This is a genomic window from Nocardia sp. NPDC049737, assembly GCF_040674755.1.
Taxonomy (GTDB): Bacteria; Actinomycetota; Actinomycetes; order Mycobacteriales; family Mycobacteriaceae; genus Nocardia.
The window spans coordinates 1-15,623 of sequence record NZ_JBFANH010000014.1; the positions used below are offsets into that span (position 1 = coordinate 1).

The following is a 15,623-nucleotide window of genomic DNA, read 5'->3' on the forward strand; positions in this document are numbered from 1 at the left end:
GGCATGCGCTCGTACAGGTCGATGCTCACCTCGGCATCGGACTTCATCAACGCGTCGGCGGCGTAGATACCGGCCGGGCCCGCGCCCACGATCGCCACGCGCAGTGGGTATTTCGGCACACTCATGGCTGATACGCCTCCACGAATGCCGTATCCGCCCCGACCGCACCCAATTTCGCCGCACTGCCCGGCGATCCGAGCGCGATATCGCGCCCCGGCAGCGGTTCGGTGAAAAATCGCTCGTTCTCGGCCACGAACTGCTGTTGCCCGGCAGGGATATCGTCATCGAGGTAGATGGCCTCGACCGGGCATACCGGTTCGCAGGCACCGCAATCCACACATTCGGTCGGATGGATATAGGCCATCCGACCACCGGTGTAGATGCAGTCGACCGGGCACTCCTCCACACAGGCCCGATCCATGACGTCCACGCAGGCGGCGCCGATTACGAAGGTCATGACGCCTCCTCAGCCGATGCGGCCGCGAGCTCGGTGTCTTCACCGAGTGCGGCCAGGATTTCGTAGCGGCGCCGCGCGAATTCGGGTTCGAATCGAGCGCCCGGCGCGCGGGGATTGTCGATCGGGATAATGCGCTGGATCCGGGCGGGACGAGTGGTCAGCAGGACGATCCGATCCGCGAGCAGCAAAGCCTCGTCGACGTCGTGGGTGACGAACAGGACAGTCGTCTTGTGACGCTGCCACACCGAGATCAGCAACCGCTGCATATCGGCGCGGGTCTGCGCATCCAACGCACCGAACGGTTCGTCCATGAGCAGTACGCGCGGTTGTGCGGCCAGGGTGCGGGCCAGCTGCACGCGCTGGCGCATACCACCGGACAGGGCGCCGGGCAGGTGGTCACCGAAGTCGTTGAGCCCCACCTGATTCAACAATTCCAATGCCTCCGGTCGACGCCGACCGCGCGGCACCCCACGCAGCCGCAACGCGAATTCGACATTCTTACGAGCGGTGCGCCATGGCAACAGCGCGTCTTCCTGAAAGACCATCGCGCATTGTGCGCCGGTACCCACTGCACCGCCATCCACTTCGGCGGTGCCACCGATCGGTGTCAGCAATCCGGCCATGGCACGCAGGATGGTTGATTTACCGCATCCCGACGGACCGAGCAGTACCACGATCTCGCCTGGGTCGACATCGAGATCCACTTCGGCAGCGAGGCTTTCGCCGTATGCTATGCGCAGCTGGCGCATCCGGACGGCCGCTCCCGCACTCATCGCACTGCCCTCGGCAACCAACGGTTGACCCGCCGACCGACCACTTCGACGAGCCAGGCCGTGGCCCAGCCCAGCACTCCGATCGACAGCATTCCGACCACGACCCCCGGATAGTCGAGCAGGCCGTAGGACTGCCAGGTGAAATAACCGATACCGAACTGTCCGGAGATCATTTCGGCACTGATCACGCAGATCCACGCGACGCCCATCGCCACCGAAAGCCCCGAGAAGATGCCGGGTAGCGCACCGGGCAAGGCGATCTGGAACAGGATCTCCCAACGTCGCGCGCCGAGCGTGCGAGCGGCTTCTTCCCACACCTTCGGCAGGGCGTGCATGGCATGGATGGTGCTGACCGCTACCGGGAAGAATGCCGCGAAGAAGGTGATGAAGACGATGCCCTGCTCCCCCGTCGGGAACAGCAGAATAGCCAAGGGCACCAACGCGATTGCCGGTATCGGCCGGAATACCTCCAGTATCGGTCGCACCAGCGCGCTGACCATGTATGAGCGACCGATCGCCATACCGACGAGCACACCGCCCACCGTCGCCAGCCCGAAGCCGATCAGAATTCGGCGGATGCTGGAGACGATATTGCTGTAGTAGGAATGGGTGCCCAGCTGAGTTCGGAACGAGTCCAGGACCTCCGCGGGCGTGGGGATCTTGTCGAAGCGCAGCCAGAACACCACCTGGTTCGCCGTGAGCAGATACCACAGCAAAACCAGCGCGCCCAGCGGTACCGCAGTGAGCAGTGCCGTGCGCAGTCGGCCAGGCAGCACTACCCGGACGGGCCGTCCGGTCGATCGGTGGGTGGTCGCCTCCGTTTCGGCAGACGTTGCCGGGATTGCGGCAACCGGTTCGGCGGATACCGTCATATCGAACCTCCTGATCTCGTGTCGGATGTCTAGCGGGCCAGCAGTGCTGCGGCGTAGTCGATTACGGCTGCGCCCGGATGGCCGCCCGCATAGGCCTGGGCGTCGGCCTTGACCGCGAACGGTTTCAGCCGCTCGTCGGGTGCGGCCGCGGGATCACTCACCCAGGTGGCGGTGGCCGCGAAGATCCGCATTCCGGACGCGGTATCCGGGACATAGCCGACCCGGGCCGAGCCGCCGTGCTGGGCGATCAGGCGAAGCAAGCAGGTCGGGGTCTTGGCCACCGAGGTGGTGTCGGCACCTTCGAACCACACCTCGGAAGCGGTCGCCGTATTGTCGACGGCGCCCCCACAGACCGAGTCGATACCGGTCAATCTGCTCGGGGCGCTGGTCGAGGCGCGCTGGGTCTCGTAGTCGGATCCATACAGCGCCCGAACGTATTTGTCGTTGACGAACTCGCCGAGATCCAGATCAGCCAGCGCACCGAGCCCCTTCAAGAAGGGCAGCAATTTGCCGAGCGCATCGACCTGCTGGGGCTTGATGGTCGGATCGAAACTCACCAGGCCATTGGGGCCGTTGTACAAGTACACGACTTCTGCCGGTATTCCGGTGATCTCGGCGACCCGCTTCGCGGCGGCCAGCGGATTCTGGTTCAGATAATCGGTGGTCTCGCGTTGCGCGGCGAGGAATGCCGCGACGATATCCGGGTTCGCCTCGTCGAATCGCTTATTCGCCACAACCGCATGGAAGGTCGGAATGTTGGCGCTACCACCGTCATAGAGCAATCTGGCCTTACCGTCGAAGACGAGCTTCTGCGGCCACGGCACGAACTGCGCCAGCGCCGACACCTGATCGCCCTGCAGTGCCGACGCCCCGACGGCCGGGTCCTGGCCGAGCAGTTTCACATCGTCCAGGGTGAGCCCGATCCCGGACAGGCCGGTGGCGAGCATGCCGTGTGCGGCGGAGCCGACGCTGGTCGAAACGACCTTGCCGCGTAGATCCGCCAGGGTCGCCGCAGGTGATTCCAACGGAACCACTACCTGATTCAGTGATCCGCGCAGGTTGTAGCCGGTGACCGCGATCAATTCGGACTTCACGTCGGCGTGATCGCGCGTCTTCGACCCGTTGACCAGGATCGGAGCATCGCCCATCGACCCGATATCGACCTGGCCCGCCAGCATCTGCGCGGTCAGCGGGGGCCCGGCGGCGAAGTCCTTCCATTCGACCTTGTACGTCACACCTTTCGACTTGCCGAGTTCGGCCAGCTTGGCCTCGAACGTGCCGCGATCACGCAACAGCGTGCCCGCGGTGACGGTATTGATGGTCTTGGATTGATAGCCGATATCGACAGTGATCGTTTTGCCGTCGCTGCCGGAGCCGCAGCCGGCGACGACGGTTGTCGCGGTCGCGGCGCCGAGCAACAGCGCGAGCCGGCCTCGAAAGGTCGTGCGTGGTGTCCTCATCGTGGTGTTCCTTCGCCCGCGATCAGCGCAGCAAGTAGGGGATGTTGACGGTCACGGCGCCGACCGGACAGCGGGCCGCGCACGGGCCGCAGTACCAGCACTCGTCGACGTGCATATACGCCTTGCCGGAATCCGGGTGGATCGCGAGCGAATCCAGTGGGCACATATCGACGCACAGGGTGCAGCCGTCGATGCATTTCTGTTCATCGACGGTGACCGGAACGTCGATTCGGGAGTTGACCAGAGCCATCAGATTTCCTTCCGAGAGTTGGCGATGCCGATGCGAGCGAAGGCGCGGACATCGGCGTCCGGGTCCTCCAGTGCGGATTGCAGGGCGGCGGTGACCTCGGGACGTTCGGCGATCCGTTCGGCGAGTGCACGCACAGCCGCTTTGCGGACATCGAGGTTGTCGTCGGCGACCGCCGAAATCAGGTGAGGTGCGGCGTAATCGGCGTCGACAACCGCCAGTGCGTTCGCCGCGCCCTGGCGGACCTGCCAGGCCGGATCGGTGATCGCGGTCGCGGCGACCGCTGCCGCCTCCGCACTGCATCCGGTTTCGGCCAGCCCGGACAGCGCGGCGGCCCGCACGAGCGCATCGTCGTCAGTAGCCAGTCCGACGAGCGTCGCCGATCCTCGTGGATCGCCCACCGCGGCAACGCCTTTGGCGACCGCGATGCGCACGAGCGGATCGGGGTCGGCGGCCGCTGCGTCGAGTTCGGCCAGTGCATCCACCGAGGTGAGCCCGCTGACCACCGTACGGCGCACCTCGGCATTCGGGTCGGCGAGCAAGCCGAACAGTTCGGCGGCGTCGACCCGACGGTGTCGCCACAGTGCGCCGATCGCCGCGGAGCGTACGGCGGGTTCGGCCGCCGATACGCAGCTTCGCAGTGTCGCATCGAATTCCACGCCGGGAACCAGCACCTCGAGCAGTTCGGTGAGCAGACCGATGGCGGCGTGGCGCACGGTGACATCGACATCGGCCAGACCCCCCGCGATCATCGGCGTGGCCGCCGCCCACTCCTCGGTGGTCTCGCTGAGCACCGACAGTGCCGTGCGGCGGACCTCTGGATCCGGGTCGACCAGAAATGGTCGAAGTTGGGTAAGCTCGGGACACGCATCGGCCAGATCCATCAACTGGAGCAAGCGGGCACTCATCGGGCACCCCATGCGCCGACCAACTCCGGTGCCGCCGCATCGGGCACGCCGTCGGGCCGGACGAATCCGGGCACCGGCACGATGTAGGGGGCGACCGGCCGCGTGGTGAACTCCATCGCCCCTGATTCACCGCGGAACAGGTTGAGGTGACAGAACCATTCGGCATCGTCGCGCTCCGGCCGATCGGAGCGCTGATGGTAGAGCCCCCAGCGGCTCTCGGTACGCCGCAGTGACGCACGCGCGGCCATCTCGGCGCAATCCCGGATGAATGTCACCTCCGCACAACGCATCAGCTCATGCGGGGTGTGCGCGCCCATCCGCTCGATATCGGTGTGCATCCGCTCGAATGCCTCCAGCCCGAGCGTCAGATAGCGCTGCGTTTTCGGTGGCTGCAGATAGTCGTTCACGAAGCGGCGCAGTTTGTATTCCACCTGCTGCTGCGGCGGACCGTCCGGGTTGGTCAGCGGCCGATAGATCAATGCGTGCGCGGCAGAGATCTGGTCCTCGGGCAGTTCGGGATGTGCCGCGCCGCTGGCATAGTCACTCGCACTGCCACCGGCGATATCGCCGTAGACGAACGCGCCGATCATGTAGTTGTGCGGGACCAGCGCCATATCGCCTGCCGCGTACAGTCCGGGCACGGTGGTCGCGGCATATTCGTCGACCCAGACCCCGGATGCGGAATGCCCACTGCACAAGCCGATTTCGGAGATGTGCATTTCGATATCCCGCGTCCGATAGTCGGTTCCGCGTCCGGTGTGGAAGGTGCCGCGGGTCGGCCGCTCGGTGGTGTGCAGGATCCCCTCGATCTGCTCGATCGTCGCATCCGGCAGATGGCTGAGTTTCAAATAGATCGGCCCTCGAGCGCTGTCGAGTTCGCGCTTGACCTCCGCCATCATCTGCCCGGACCAGTAGTCGCAGTCGACGAACCGGTTGCCATCGGCGTTGACCTGGTAGCCGCCGAACGGATTGGCGACATAGGCGCAGGCCGGACCGTTGTAATCCTTGATCAGCGGGTTGATCTGGAAACATTCGATACCCGACAGTTCCGCGCCCGCGTGGTAGGCCATCGCATAGCCGTCACCGGCGTTCGTGGGATTCTCGTAGGTACCGTACAGATAACCGCTGGCGGGCAGACCGAGCCGGCCGCACGCCCCGGTGGCCAGGATGACCGCGCCGGCCGAGATCGTGACGAATTCACCGGTGCGCGTATCGAATCCGACCGCGCCGACCGCCCGTCCACCGACGGTCAACACCCGCACCGGCATGACCCGGTTGTTGATCGTCACTTTCGCTCGGACATCGCGGGCGCGCAGTGTGCGATAGAGCACCTTCTTCACATCGCGCCCCTCCGGCATCGGCAGCACATAACTGCCGGACCGGTGCACCTTGCGCACCGCGTATTCGCCGTGCTCATCCTTCTCGAACTTGACCCCGTAGCTCTCCAGCCGCCGCACCATGTCGAAGCCGCGCGTCGCGGTCTGATAGACGGTGCGCTGGTTGACAATTCCGTCATTGGCCACCGTGATATCGGCGACGTAATCCTCGGGGCTCGCCTTGCCGGGAACGACGGCGTTGTTCACCCCGTCCATTCCCATGGCGAGCGCACCGGAATGCCGCACATGCGCTTTCTCCAGCAACAGGACATTCGCGCCGTGCTCGGCCGCGGTGAGTGCGGCCATCGTTCCCGCGGTGCCGCCGCCGACGACGAGTACATCGCAGCTCAGCTCCCTGCGCTGCGCAACCGGTGGGATATCCATTGGCATCGGAGATCAGCCCCTTTCGTTCGGTTCGGCCACACCGCGATTCGGTGTGACCGGAATGCGATGCAGTCGGCCCGACAGCGAGAACCGGTCCCCGCGATAGCGGACGTACTCCAGATCGATGGGCCGACCGGAGTCGGTGTAGGTGAGCCGTTCCAGGAACAGCAGCGGCGAACCCGCGCGGACCTCCAGGAGACCGGCGACCGTCGGATCCGCGGCTACCGCCTCGATCGAAACCGCCGCCGAACCCAGCGGTAGGCCGAGTTCGGCCTCCACCAGACCGAATACATCGGAGCCGGTCAGATCCATCGTCAGCAGCGGCGCGCCGATATCGGCGGTGAGGTAGCTGGCGTCCAACGACAGCGGTGTGCCGTCGAGGTAGCGGATCCGCTCCAGCGCGACCACCGGTGTCGCCGGTTCGAGCTCGAGCCGCTCGGCCACGATGGGTGTCGCAGGGACGACCTCCGCCAGCAGCACCCGGTTGACGACCCGATCCGTGCCGGTCTCGAAGGTCTCGGCAAGACCACGCAGCCGGTCCAGCCCCTGCACCGCCTTATCGGATACGACGAAGGTGCCCGCCCCGGGAACCCGGTCGACCAGACCCTCATCGCGCAGCAATGCCAGCGCATCACGCACAATATTGCGGCTGGTATCGAAGTCGGCGGCCAATTGCGCCTCCGACGGCAGTGGCCGATTGCCGTAGATACCACTGCGGATACGTGCCCGCAGGATGTCCCGGATCCGGCGAGCCGGCGCCGAGCGCCTACCGGTGCTCGGATCCGGGGCGCCCGCCCTTGCCGGATTTCCCGAATGCGTTCTGCCTGTCATGCGGCAAATGCTGCGAACCGTTCGTTACGTGCGACGTTTCCCGCAATTACCGAATGGTTACGCCAGTTATCGGCACCGGCGCAGGGCCGCTACCTGGGCAAATTCCTGCGACGGCCGGAGTATCACCAGTTGGATGCGCGATGGGCTTCCAGCTCCGCCGCATATTTCACCAAAATCTCGGCGGGGCCCGACGGTGGCAGTTGATGCCGCCAGATGGCCCGAAACTTTCTGGTCAAGGCCACCGGGGTCGACAAGCGCACCTCGATGAGGGCGCCCGCCGCCAGGGCCGATGCGGCGATCAGCTTGCTCACCACCGCGGGCGCCACACCGCTGCATGCGGCCGAGATGATCGCCACCGCGGAACCGAGTTCGGCGGCGGGCAGCGCCGGCTGGCATTCGGCGCTCAGGATTTCCCAGACGGCTTCCCTGGTGCCCGATCCCGATTCACGCCACAGCAGGGCAGTTGTCGCAAGCTCCCGTAGGGCGACCGGTTTGCGACGGGTCGCCCACGCATGCGTCGGCCCGACGACCACCACCAATTCATCCGCGCCGAGCACCCGGCTGCCGAGGTCACGCGGTTGATGCGGACCCTCGACGAACCCCAGATCGGCCTCGGCGCTACGGACCATAGCCTCCACCTGCCGGGTGTTGTCCACCGCAAGGGAAACGGCCACATCCGGGCAGATAGCTCGTAAGGCGTCGAGCCACTGCGGCATCCGATGGTCGGCGATGGTTTTCGAGGCGGCGACTCGCAGCCGGGACACGTCAGCGGCATGTAATGCGGTCACACCATCCACGAATGAACGTGCGGCCTCGAGCACCGGCAGCGCGTGGCCGACCACGACCCGCCCCGCGTCGGTCAGTTCCGAGCCGGTCGGCCCGCGCTCCAGCAGACACAATCGCAGCCTGCGCTCGAGCGCACTGATCCGCATACTCGCGGCGGGTTGGGTAATGCCGTGCCGACGTGCGGCCGCGCCGAGGCTGCCGAGCTCCGCGACGGAAACCAGCAAATCGAGTACGTCCAGATCGGGCGTTCCGGGCGGCAGGGTCATGAGGTCCGATTATGGGTGGGCGCGCCGCATGCGGCACCCGGAGCGATTCGCAGCCGCCAGCGCATCCGGCCGCCCATCAGCGCTGCTGATGAGCTCCACCCGCCCCGACGGCTACCGGCGAAGCAGCCCGCTCACGATCGTGAAGGCGTGACGTCGCTACGCCGAAATCTTCCCGGGATCCTGCTCGCGGCCGTTGTCGCCACTGCGGCGACCATCCTCGGCAACGCACTGCCGATGGTGGGCGCACCTGTCGTCGCGCTACTCGCTGGCGCGGCGATCGGCGTGCTGGCGCGCCGATCGGTCGAGGAAGCAGGGATATTCGCGCCCGGCCTGGCACTCACCCGCAAACGCCTGCTCGGCGCCGCAATCGTGTTGCTCGGCCTCGGGCTGCCCTTCGGCTCGGTACTGACAGTTGGACGGCAGACAGCGGTGGTGCTGATCGGAACCATCGTCGTCGGCGCGGTGGCCGCGGTCATCATCGGCAGAATGCTTGCGCTGGAACAGGAATCGGCGATCCTGGTCGCGGTCGGGACGATGATCTGTGGTGCCTCCGCCATCGCCGCCGCCACTGCGGTTATCAAGCCGGATAAGGACCGGGTCGCCTACGCCCTCGGCACGATCTTCGTGTTCAATATCGTTGCCGTACTGCTGTATCCACCACTGGGGCACGTGCTCGGTCTATCCCAGGAGGCATTCGGACTCTGGGCCGGTACCGCCATCAACGACACCTCCTCGGTGCTCGCGGCGGGCGTGATATTCGGCCCTGCGGCAGCGCATTTCGCGGTGATCGTCAAACTCGTCCGCAGCCTGATGATCGTTCCGATGTGTCTCGGCCTACAGCTGGCTCGCCGAAAGGCAGGTGAAACTACGAAAACCCCACTGTGGCGGACCTTCCCACTGTTCGTCGTCCTCTTCCTGATCGCATCGCTGATCGCCGGGCTCGGTGCGGTGCCCGCATCCTGGTCGGCCCCGCTCGGACACCTCAGCGCGTGGCTCATCGCCGCCGTACTCGCCGCCATCGGGACTGCCCTTACCTGGCAACATGTCCGCATCGCCGGACCGCGCCCGCTCCTTTTCGGCGGAGCAATCGCCCTCATCCTGGCCGTGACCAGCCTGGCACTTCAGACCGCTACCGGCTGGCGCTGATATTCGCCGCATTTTTGCTCTGTTCTCGTCACGAGGATCACTCTCGATGCCATTGCAGAAGATTTTGCTCCGCATTTCCTAGGGGCGCGGAAATGTAATGCGAGAGGTCATCAGGGCTCCGCCGAGCAGGGTGGATAGCGATAGCATGCGGTGATGGAGTGCGACTGCAACTCGGTTGCGCTCCCGGCATGGCAGTATGCCTGGGTGCTCCGGGTAACGGGACATGGGCTCGGCTGTGGAACCGGGCCGATCCTTGCGGCGATGGCTCGATCCAGGTCTGCGCCCAGATCGGCGCTCCCGGGCTGCTCGCCACCGTGCACCAGGTGACGCTGGCAGTCATGGGCGACAGCGATCTCGTCTCGTTCTTCGACGAACTGGCTGGCAACTTCACCGGCTGGGACGGTGTCCGTGATCGCTGTGGCTCGCCCTCGACGGGGTGATCGCGATCGGCGGAACAGGTAGAACATCCCGCCGAGAGCGTCTGCTCGTAGGACAGTAACTCCGCCACGTCCCTGCGGAAGAATTCCTTCCGCGATTGCTGCGATGATCGAGCAATGTTGGAGACCTCGGCGCGGTTGTTGCGGTTGTTGTCGTTGCTACAGATGCATCGGGATTGGACTGGGCCTGCGTTGGCTGAGCGGCTCGGGGTTTCGACGCGGACTATTCGTACGGATGTCGAGCGGCTGCGGCGGCTCGGGTATCCGGTGGATGCGACGCCGGGGGTTGCGGGCGGGTATCGGTTGGGGGCCGGGTCTTCGCTGCCGCCATTGCTTTTGGACGACGAGGAGGCCGTAGCAGTGGCGGTCGGGTTGGCGACGGCGGCGAATGGGGCGGTGACCGGGATCGAGGAGACTTCGGTGCGGGCGTTGGCGAAGCTGGAGCAGGTGCTGCCGTCGCGGCTGCGGCATCGGGTTCGGGCGCTGACCGCCGCGACCGTGCATGTGCCGCATCCGGGTCAGTCGAATGTGGACGCGGGCGTGCTCACCACTGTCGCCGCGGCGATCCGGGCCAGCGAGCGGCTGCGGTTCGATTACGAAACCCATTCGGACACAGTTGAACAACGACCGCCATCGCGGCGTGAGGTGGAGCCGCATCGGCTCGCGCATTGGAACGGCCGCTGGTATCTGGTGGCGTGGGATGTCGGTCGCGCCGACTGGCGCACCTTCCGAGTCGACCGAATAACGCCGCGGACACCGAACGGTGCACGATTCACCCCGCGCAGCGTTCCCGAAACCGAAGTGGCCGAACGGATACAGCGCGGTGTCGGCGCGGCGACGTGGCGCTACCGCGCCAAGGTGCGGGTGGCGGCCCCGGCTACCACTGTGCGTACGCGGCTACCGGCAGCCGTGACAGTCGAACCCGATGGCCCGAATCACTGTGTGATCCAGGTCGGTTCGGATACGCCACATACGTTGACGTTGTATCTCGGACTACTCGATGTCGACTTCGAAGTCCTGGACGCACCCGAACTCGCCTCGCACCTGCGCTCAACGGCCGAGCGGTTTCGCAAAGCTGCGGGTGGAAATTGAAATGCGATGCGTCCTGAATTTCGGTGAGCGGCAACCCCGGTCGGACGAATTCTCCGGAATGCCCGGCCGGGAGTACCCGCTCGAGGCTTAATCAAACAGCTCGATTTACCTCATTACTGATTGGCGCCGGCGATGCCGCCGATGATTCCGCCGATGACACATCCGGGCAGAAATCCGACGATAAAGAACAGCAGTCCTATCAGTGCGCCGACAGCGCATCCGATCAACACACCCGCGACCGTGGTGCCCGCATCACCGATGAACTGCAGCGGGGCCGATTGCGGTGCCGGAGCGTTGACCGGTGTCAGCGTCAATGTCGTTGCCGCGGCATCGACTTCGGGCGTGACATGCACCTGCTGGCCCGCCGCCGTCTGCAGTGTGGTCGGCACGCTGGCGACCATGACCCCGTCCGGTGCGAGCACCGTGATGCCGGCATCGGGCGTCAGGACGAACTTACCCGAGGCCAGTGTGATGGTCGCGTCGGAGCGGTCGGTCGCGACCGCCGCGGTGTATTGGACGCCGTGATCCACGCCGCTGAGCACAGTTTCCGACGATACTTCAGGCGAGCCGTAGGCGGTGGCCGCGGTGATGCCTGTCGCGGCAACGGTCAAAACCGTTGTCGCCACCAACTTTTTGATCTTCATTTTGATTTCCAATCATCCAGCCGATTCGATCGATGTTTCCGAGAAACGGACATCGGACATCAATCATCATGCGCCCTCGGCACACTCGGCGTCGCGGGAATCATGAAATCGAAATACGTTGCAAGATCAAAAAATTGGAATACCCGAGGAACTGGGGTATTGCATTACCGGCTATTCAAGTTCACCCTCGGTCTCCAGGTAGATCTGCCGCAATCGGTCCAGTGTTGCCTGCTCCGGATGCTCCCACAACTCCCGTTGCGCCGCCTCCAGCAGACGCTCGGCAATGCCGTGCAGCGCCCATGGGTTGGACTGCTCCATGAACTTGCGGTTCTCGTCATCGAAAACGTAACTCTCCGCGAGCTTTTCGTACATCCAGTCGGCCACCACATTGGTGGTGGCGTCGTAGCCGAACAGATAGTCGACGGTGGCCGCCATTTCGAAGGCGCCCTTATAGCCGTGGCGGCGCATCGCCTCGAGCCAGCGCGGATTCACCACTCGGGCACGGAAGACGCGCGAGGTCTCCTCCGAGAGCGTGCGGGTGCGCACGGCATCGGGGCGGGTGCTGTCGCCGATGTAGGCCTGCGGATTCTTACCGGTCAGCGCGCGCACGGTGGCGACCATGCCGCCGTGATACTGGAAGTAGTCGTCGGAGTCGGCGATATCGTGTTCGCGGGTGTCGGTGTTCTTGGCGGCCACCGTGATCCGTCGGTATGCGGTGCGCATATCGTCGGCGGCGGGTGCGCCGTCGAGGTCGCGGCCGTAGGCGAACCCGCCCCACGCGGTGTAGACCTGTGCGAGGTCGTCGTCGGTGCGCCAGCTCTTGGAGTCGATCAGTTGCAGCAGGCCCGCGCCGTAGGTGCCGGGTTTGGAGCCGAAGATGCGGGTGGTGGCGCGGCGCTTGTCGCCGTGTTGGGCGAGATCGTTCTGGGCGTGGGCGCGAACATAATTCGACTCGGCGGGCTCGTCGAGGTCGGCGACCAGTCGGACCGCGTCGTCGAGCAGTGCGAGCACATGTGGGAACGCATCGCGGAAGAAGCCGCTGATGCGGACCGTGACGTCGACGCGCGGACGGCCCAGTTCCGCCAGCGATATCACCTCGAGGGTGGTGACGCGGCGGCTCGCCTCATCCCAGACTGGGCGGACACCCAGCAGCGCAAGGACTTCCGCGATGTCGTCGCCGGAGGTGCGCATAGCGGAGGTGCCCCACACCGACAGCCCGACCGAGCGCGGATATTCTCCGTGATCGGCCTTGTACCGATCGAGCAGGGAATCCGCCATGGCCGACCCGGTCTCCCAGGCCAGTCGTGATGGGACGGCCTTCGGATCGACCGAGTAGAAATTCCGACCGGTCGGCAGCACATTGATCAGGCCACGCAATGGTGATCCGCTCGGCCCGGCGGGAATGAAGCCGCCATTGAGCGCGTGCAGGATTCGGTCGATCTCGATACCGGTCTGACGCAGGCGGGGCACGACTTCGGTCGCGGCGAAGCGCAGCACGGCGCGCACCGCGGCGAACGTCGGGTCGGTCGCGGGCGCGGTCGATGAGTCGACAATTCCGTCGACGGCGTCTACGGACCAGTCGGCAGCTTGCAGTGCGGAGAGCAGCTCACGCGCTTGGGTCTCCACCGCATCGACCCGCTCGCGCACCTCGGTGCCGGATTCGTTCAGCCCCAAGGCTTCCCGCAGACCCGGCACATTCCGCTCGCCACCCCACAGCTGACGCGCGCGCAGCATGGCAAGGACCAGGTCGAGTTCGGTCTCCCCCGCCGGCGCCTGCCCGAGGATGTGCAGACCGTCGCGGATCTGCACATCCTTGATCTCGCACAGCCAGCCGTCGACGTGCAGCAGCATATCGTCGAAGACATCCTCGTCCGGGCGTTCGGCCAGGCCCAGGTCGTGGTCCATCTTCGCCGCACGCATGAGCGTCCAGATCTGCTGGCGGATGGCGGGGAGTTTGGCCGGGTCCAGGGTGGAGATGTTGGCGTGTTCGTCGAGCAGCTGCTCCAAACGCGAGATATCGCCGTAGCTTTCGGCACGGGCCATGGGCGGGATGAGATGGTCGACCAGGGTGGCATGCGCGCGGCGCTTGGCCTGGGTGCCCTCGCCCGGATCGTTGACCAGGAACGGGTAGATCAGTGGCAGCTCACCGAGGGCAGCGTCGGTGCCGCAGGAGGCGGACATGCCGAGGGTTTTGCCGGGCAGCCATTCCAGGTTGCCGTGCTTGCCGAGGTGCACCATGGCGTCGGCGGCGAATCCCTCGGGCGCGGCGATCCATCGGTAGGCGGCGAGGTAGTGGTGACTTGGCGGCAGATCCGGGTCGTGGTAAATGGCGACCGGGTTCTCGCCGAAGCCGCGCGGTGGCTGCACCATCAGCACGATATTGCCGAAACGCAATGCGGCGATGACGATTTCGCCCTTAGGATCGGCGGAGCGGTCCACGTAGAGTTCGCCGGGAGGCGGTCCCCACGCCTCGATGACCGCTTCGCGTAGATCCTCGGGGAGGGTGTCGAACCAGCTGCTGTACTGGTCGGCGCTGATGCGGATCGGGTTGCCTTCGAGCTGTTCGGCGGTGAGCCAATCCGGATCCTGACCGCCCGCGGCGATCAGCGCGTGGATCAGCGCGTCTCCGTCGCGCTCCGCGAGGCCCGGGACCTCGCTCTCGTCGCCGAGGTCGTAACCGGCCGCGCGCATCTCGGTGAGGAGCCGGATCGCGCTGGCGGGAGTGTCCAGTCCGACGGCGTTGCCGATGCGCGCATGCTTGGTCGGATAGGCCGACATCATGATGGCGATGCGGCGCCGTTCGGCCGGGATGTGGCGTAGCCGCGCGTGCCGGACCGCGATACCGGCGACCCGGGCCGCGCGCTCGGGATCGGGCATGTAGGTGGACAGTCCGTCGGCGTCGAATTCCTTGAACGAGAACGGAACCGTGATGATGCGGCCGTCGAATTCCGGGACGGCCACCTGGGTGGCGACGTCCAGCGGGGAGAGTCCATCGTCATTGGCCTCCCATTGGGCGCGGCCGCTGGTGAGGCACAGGCCCTGCAGGATCGGCACATCCAGTTCGGCGAGGGCCGCGACATCCCAGGCCTCGTCGTCGCCACCGGCCGATGCGTTGGCGGGCTTGGTGCCGCCTGCCGCGAGCACGGTCACCACCAGTGCGTCTGCGGTGCGCAAGGTGTCCAGGAGTTCCGGTTCGGCGGTGCGCAGAGATGCGCAGTACAGCGGCAAAGCTTTCGCGCCCGCGTTTTCGATTGCCGTGCAGAGGGCATCGATGTAGGCGGTGTTTCCCGCGAGATGCTGTGCGCGGTAATAGATTACGGCCACAGTCGGGGGATGTTCGGCCGTTGCGCTCGGCGTGCGCTGTAACTCGCCCCAACTCGGCAGTTGCACCGGCGGTTCGAAGCCGTGGCCGGTGAGCAACACCGTATCCGAAAGGAAGTTGTGCAGCTGACGTAGATTTTCCGCACCACCGGCGGCGAGGTAGTTGTGCGCGTCGGCGGCCACACCGCCGGGCACCGTCGAGCATTCCATCAGCTCGGCGTCGGGTGCGATCTCACCGCCGAGCGCCACCATCGGCACCCCGCTGGCGCGCACGGCGGCGAGTCCATCTTCCCAGGCGCGCTTGCCGCCGAGGATCCGCACGATCACCAGATCGACGCCGTCGAGCAGCGCGGGCAGGTCCTCGACCAACAGCCGAGCCGGATTCCCCCACCGATATTCCGCACCGCTCGCACGCGCGCTCAATAGATCGGTATCGGACGTCGACAGCAGCAAAATCACAGGTGGCAGCCTTCCTCGGGTGACGCGCCCATCGGTTACAGTGCTCGCCGGAGAGGGTCTGGCTTTCGACAGTGGCGCGACCGCACCGGAGTTCCACCGGTTTCCTCATCGCCCGCCGAGCAACCCAGATGCTAGCCCGCCGCTTCGCGCCGCTCGTCGACGGT

At 65.6% G+C, this 15,623-nt stretch carries 13 protein-coding genes and 1 pseudogene; 3 read left to right on the top strand and 11 right to left on the bottom strand.

Annotated features, from left to right (window positions below; translation table 11 throughout):
* The 9 genes and pseudogenes from AB0J47_RS19635 to AB0J47_RS19675 form a co-directional block, all read right to left on the bottom strand.
* Window positions 1-125 (bottom strand): FAD/NAD(P)-binding protein (locus AB0J47_RS19635; RefSeq protein WP_357478072.1); only part of this gene is annotated, 125 nt, incomplete at its 3' end.
* On the bottom strand, window positions 122-457 hold the full coding sequence (fdxA, locus tag AB0J47_RS19640; RefSeq protein ID WP_357477765.1) for a ferredoxin: 336 nt from the start codon (window positions 455-457) through the stop codon (window positions 122-124). The genes AB0J47_RS19635 and fdxA, both read right to left, overlap by 4 nt.
* Window positions 454-1,230, bottom strand: a complete 777-nt coding sequence (locus AB0J47_RS19645; RefSeq protein ID WP_364347384.1) for an ABC transporter ATP-binding protein — start codon at window positions 1,228-1,230, stop codon at window positions 454-456. Before AB0J47_RS19645 ends, fdxA begins: the two co-directional genes overlap by 4 nt.
* Window positions 1,227-2,102, bottom strand: coding sequence for an ABC transporter permease (locus tag AB0J47_RS19650; protein WP_364347387.1), 876 nt, complete (start codon window positions 2,100-2,102; stop codon window positions 1,227-1,229). The genes AB0J47_RS19645 and AB0J47_RS19650 overlap by 4 nt, the downstream gene beginning before the upstream one ends.
* Window positions 2,103-2,131: 29 nt before the next feature.
* Window positions 2,132-3,562 carry an ABC transporter substrate-binding protein gene (locus AB0J47_RS19655; protein WP_364347390.1) on the bottom strand — a complete coding sequence of 477 codons (1,431 nt, stop codon included), beginning with the start codon at window positions 3,560-3,562 and terminating at the stop codon, window positions 2,132-2,134.
* Window positions 3,563-3,584: 22 nt separating this feature from the next.
* Window positions 3,585-3,812: a ferredoxin family protein gene (locus tag AB0J47_RS19660; protein ID WP_327098653.1), complete on the bottom strand. Its 228-nt coding sequence runs from the start codon at window positions 3,810-3,812 to the stop codon at window positions 3,585-3,587.
* Window positions 3,812-6,477, bottom strand: a pseudogene (locus AB0J47_RS19665) (fumarate reductase/succinate dehydrogenase flavoprotein subunit). The gene AB0J47_RS19660 and the pseudogene AB0J47_RS19665 overlap by 1 nt, the downstream one beginning before the upstream one ends.
* Window positions 6,478-6,489: 12 nt before the next feature.
* On the bottom strand, window positions 6,490-7,308 hold the full coding sequence (locus AB0J47_RS19670) for a GntR family transcriptional regulator (RefSeq protein ID WP_364347394.1): 819 nt from the start codon (window positions 7,306-7,308) through the stop codon (window positions 6,490-6,492).
* A 122-nt stretch (window positions 7,309-7,430) separates the two neighbouring features.
* On the bottom strand, window positions 7,431-8,360 hold the full coding sequence (locus AB0J47_RS19675; protein WP_364347397.1) for a LysR substrate-binding domain-containing protein: 930 nt from the start codon (window positions 8,358-8,360) through the stop codon (window positions 7,431-7,433).
* Window positions 8,361-8,507: 147 nt separating this feature from the next.
* Here AB0J47_RS19675 and AB0J47_RS19680 point away from each other — a divergent pair, with 147 nt between their 5' ends.
* From AB0J47_RS19680 to AB0J47_RS19690, 3 genes are all read left to right on the top strand, one after another.
* Window positions 8,508-9,506 (top strand): putative sulfate exporter family transporter, encoded by a 999-nt coding sequence (locus AB0J47_RS19680; RefSeq protein ID WP_364347400.1) that lies wholly within the window; start codon window positions 8,508-8,510, stop codon window positions 9,504-9,506.
* Between the two features lie 188 nt (window positions 9,507-9,694).
* Window positions 9,695-9,946: a DUF6228 family protein gene (locus AB0J47_RS19685; protein WP_364347403.1), complete on the top strand. Its 252-nt coding sequence runs from the start codon at window positions 9,695-9,697 to the stop codon at window positions 9,944-9,946.
* A 114-nt stretch (window positions 9,947-10,060) separates the two neighbouring features.
* Complete coding sequence (locus tag AB0J47_RS19690) at window positions 10,061-11,035, top strand: YafY family protein (protein ID WP_364347406.1); 975 nt, start codon at window positions 10,061-10,063, stop codon at window positions 11,033-11,035.
* 113 nt (window positions 11,036-11,148) lie between these two features.
* On the opposite strand, the gene AB0J47_RS19695 is transcribed toward AB0J47_RS19690, so the two are convergent.
* Together AB0J47_RS19695 and cobN are read right to left on the bottom strand one after the other, a co-directional pair.
* Window positions 11,149-11,679 (bottom strand): hypothetical protein, encoded by a 531-nt coding sequence (locus tag AB0J47_RS19695; protein ID WP_364347409.1) that lies wholly within the window; start codon window positions 11,677-11,679, stop codon window positions 11,149-11,151.
* Between the two features lie 171 nt (window positions 11,680-11,850).
* Window positions 11,851-15,459, bottom strand: coding sequence for a cobaltochelatase subunit CobN (gene cobN / locus AB0J47_RS19700; RefSeq protein WP_364347412.1), 3,609 nt, complete (start codon window positions 15,457-15,459; stop codon window positions 11,851-11,853).
* Window positions 15,460-15,623 lie beyond the last annotated feature (164 nt).

Excerpts from the sequence above, each read along its gene's own strand:
- fdxA (WP_357477765.1), bottom strand. The coding sequence starts at position 457 with ATGACCTTCGTAATCGGCGCCGCCTGCGTGGACGTCATGGATCGGGCC.
- AB0J47_RS19650 (WP_364347387.1), bottom strand. The coding sequence starts at position 2,102 with ATGACGGTATCCGCCGAACCGGTTGCCGCAATCCCGGCAACGTCTGCC.
- AB0J47_RS19660 (WP_327098653.1), bottom strand. The coding sequence starts at position 3,812 with ATGGCTCTGGTCAACTCCCGAATCGACGTTCCGGTCACCGTCGATGAA.
- AB0J47_RS19690 (WP_364347406.1), top strand. The coding sequence starts at position 10,061 with ATGTTGGAGACCTCGGCGCGGTTGTTGCGGTTGTTGTCGTTGCTACAG.
- AB0J47_RS19670 (WP_364347394.1), bottom strand. The coding sequence starts at position 7,308 with ATGACAGGCAGAACGCATTCGGGAAATCCGGCAAGGGCGGGCGCCCCG.
- AB0J47_RS19695 (WP_364347409.1), bottom strand. The coding sequence starts at position 11,679 with ATGAAGATCAAAAAGTTGGTGGCGACAACGGTTTTGACCGTTGCCGCG.
- AB0J47_RS19685 (WP_364347403.1), top strand. The coding sequence starts at position 9,695 with ATGGCAGTATGCCTGGGTGCTCCGGGTAACGGGACATGGGCTCGGCTG.
- AB0J47_RS19655 (WP_364347390.1), bottom strand. The coding sequence starts at position 3,562 with ATGAGGACACCACGCACGACCTTTCGAGGCCGGCTCGCGCTGTTGCTC.
- AB0J47_RS19675 (WP_364347397.1), bottom strand. The coding sequence starts at position 8,360 with ATGACCCTGCCGCCCGGAACGCCCGATCTGGACGTACTCGATTTGCTG.
- AB0J47_RS19645 (WP_364347384.1), bottom strand. The coding sequence starts at position 1,230 with ATGAGTGCGGGAGCGGCCGTCCGGATGCGCCAGCTGCGCATAGCATAC.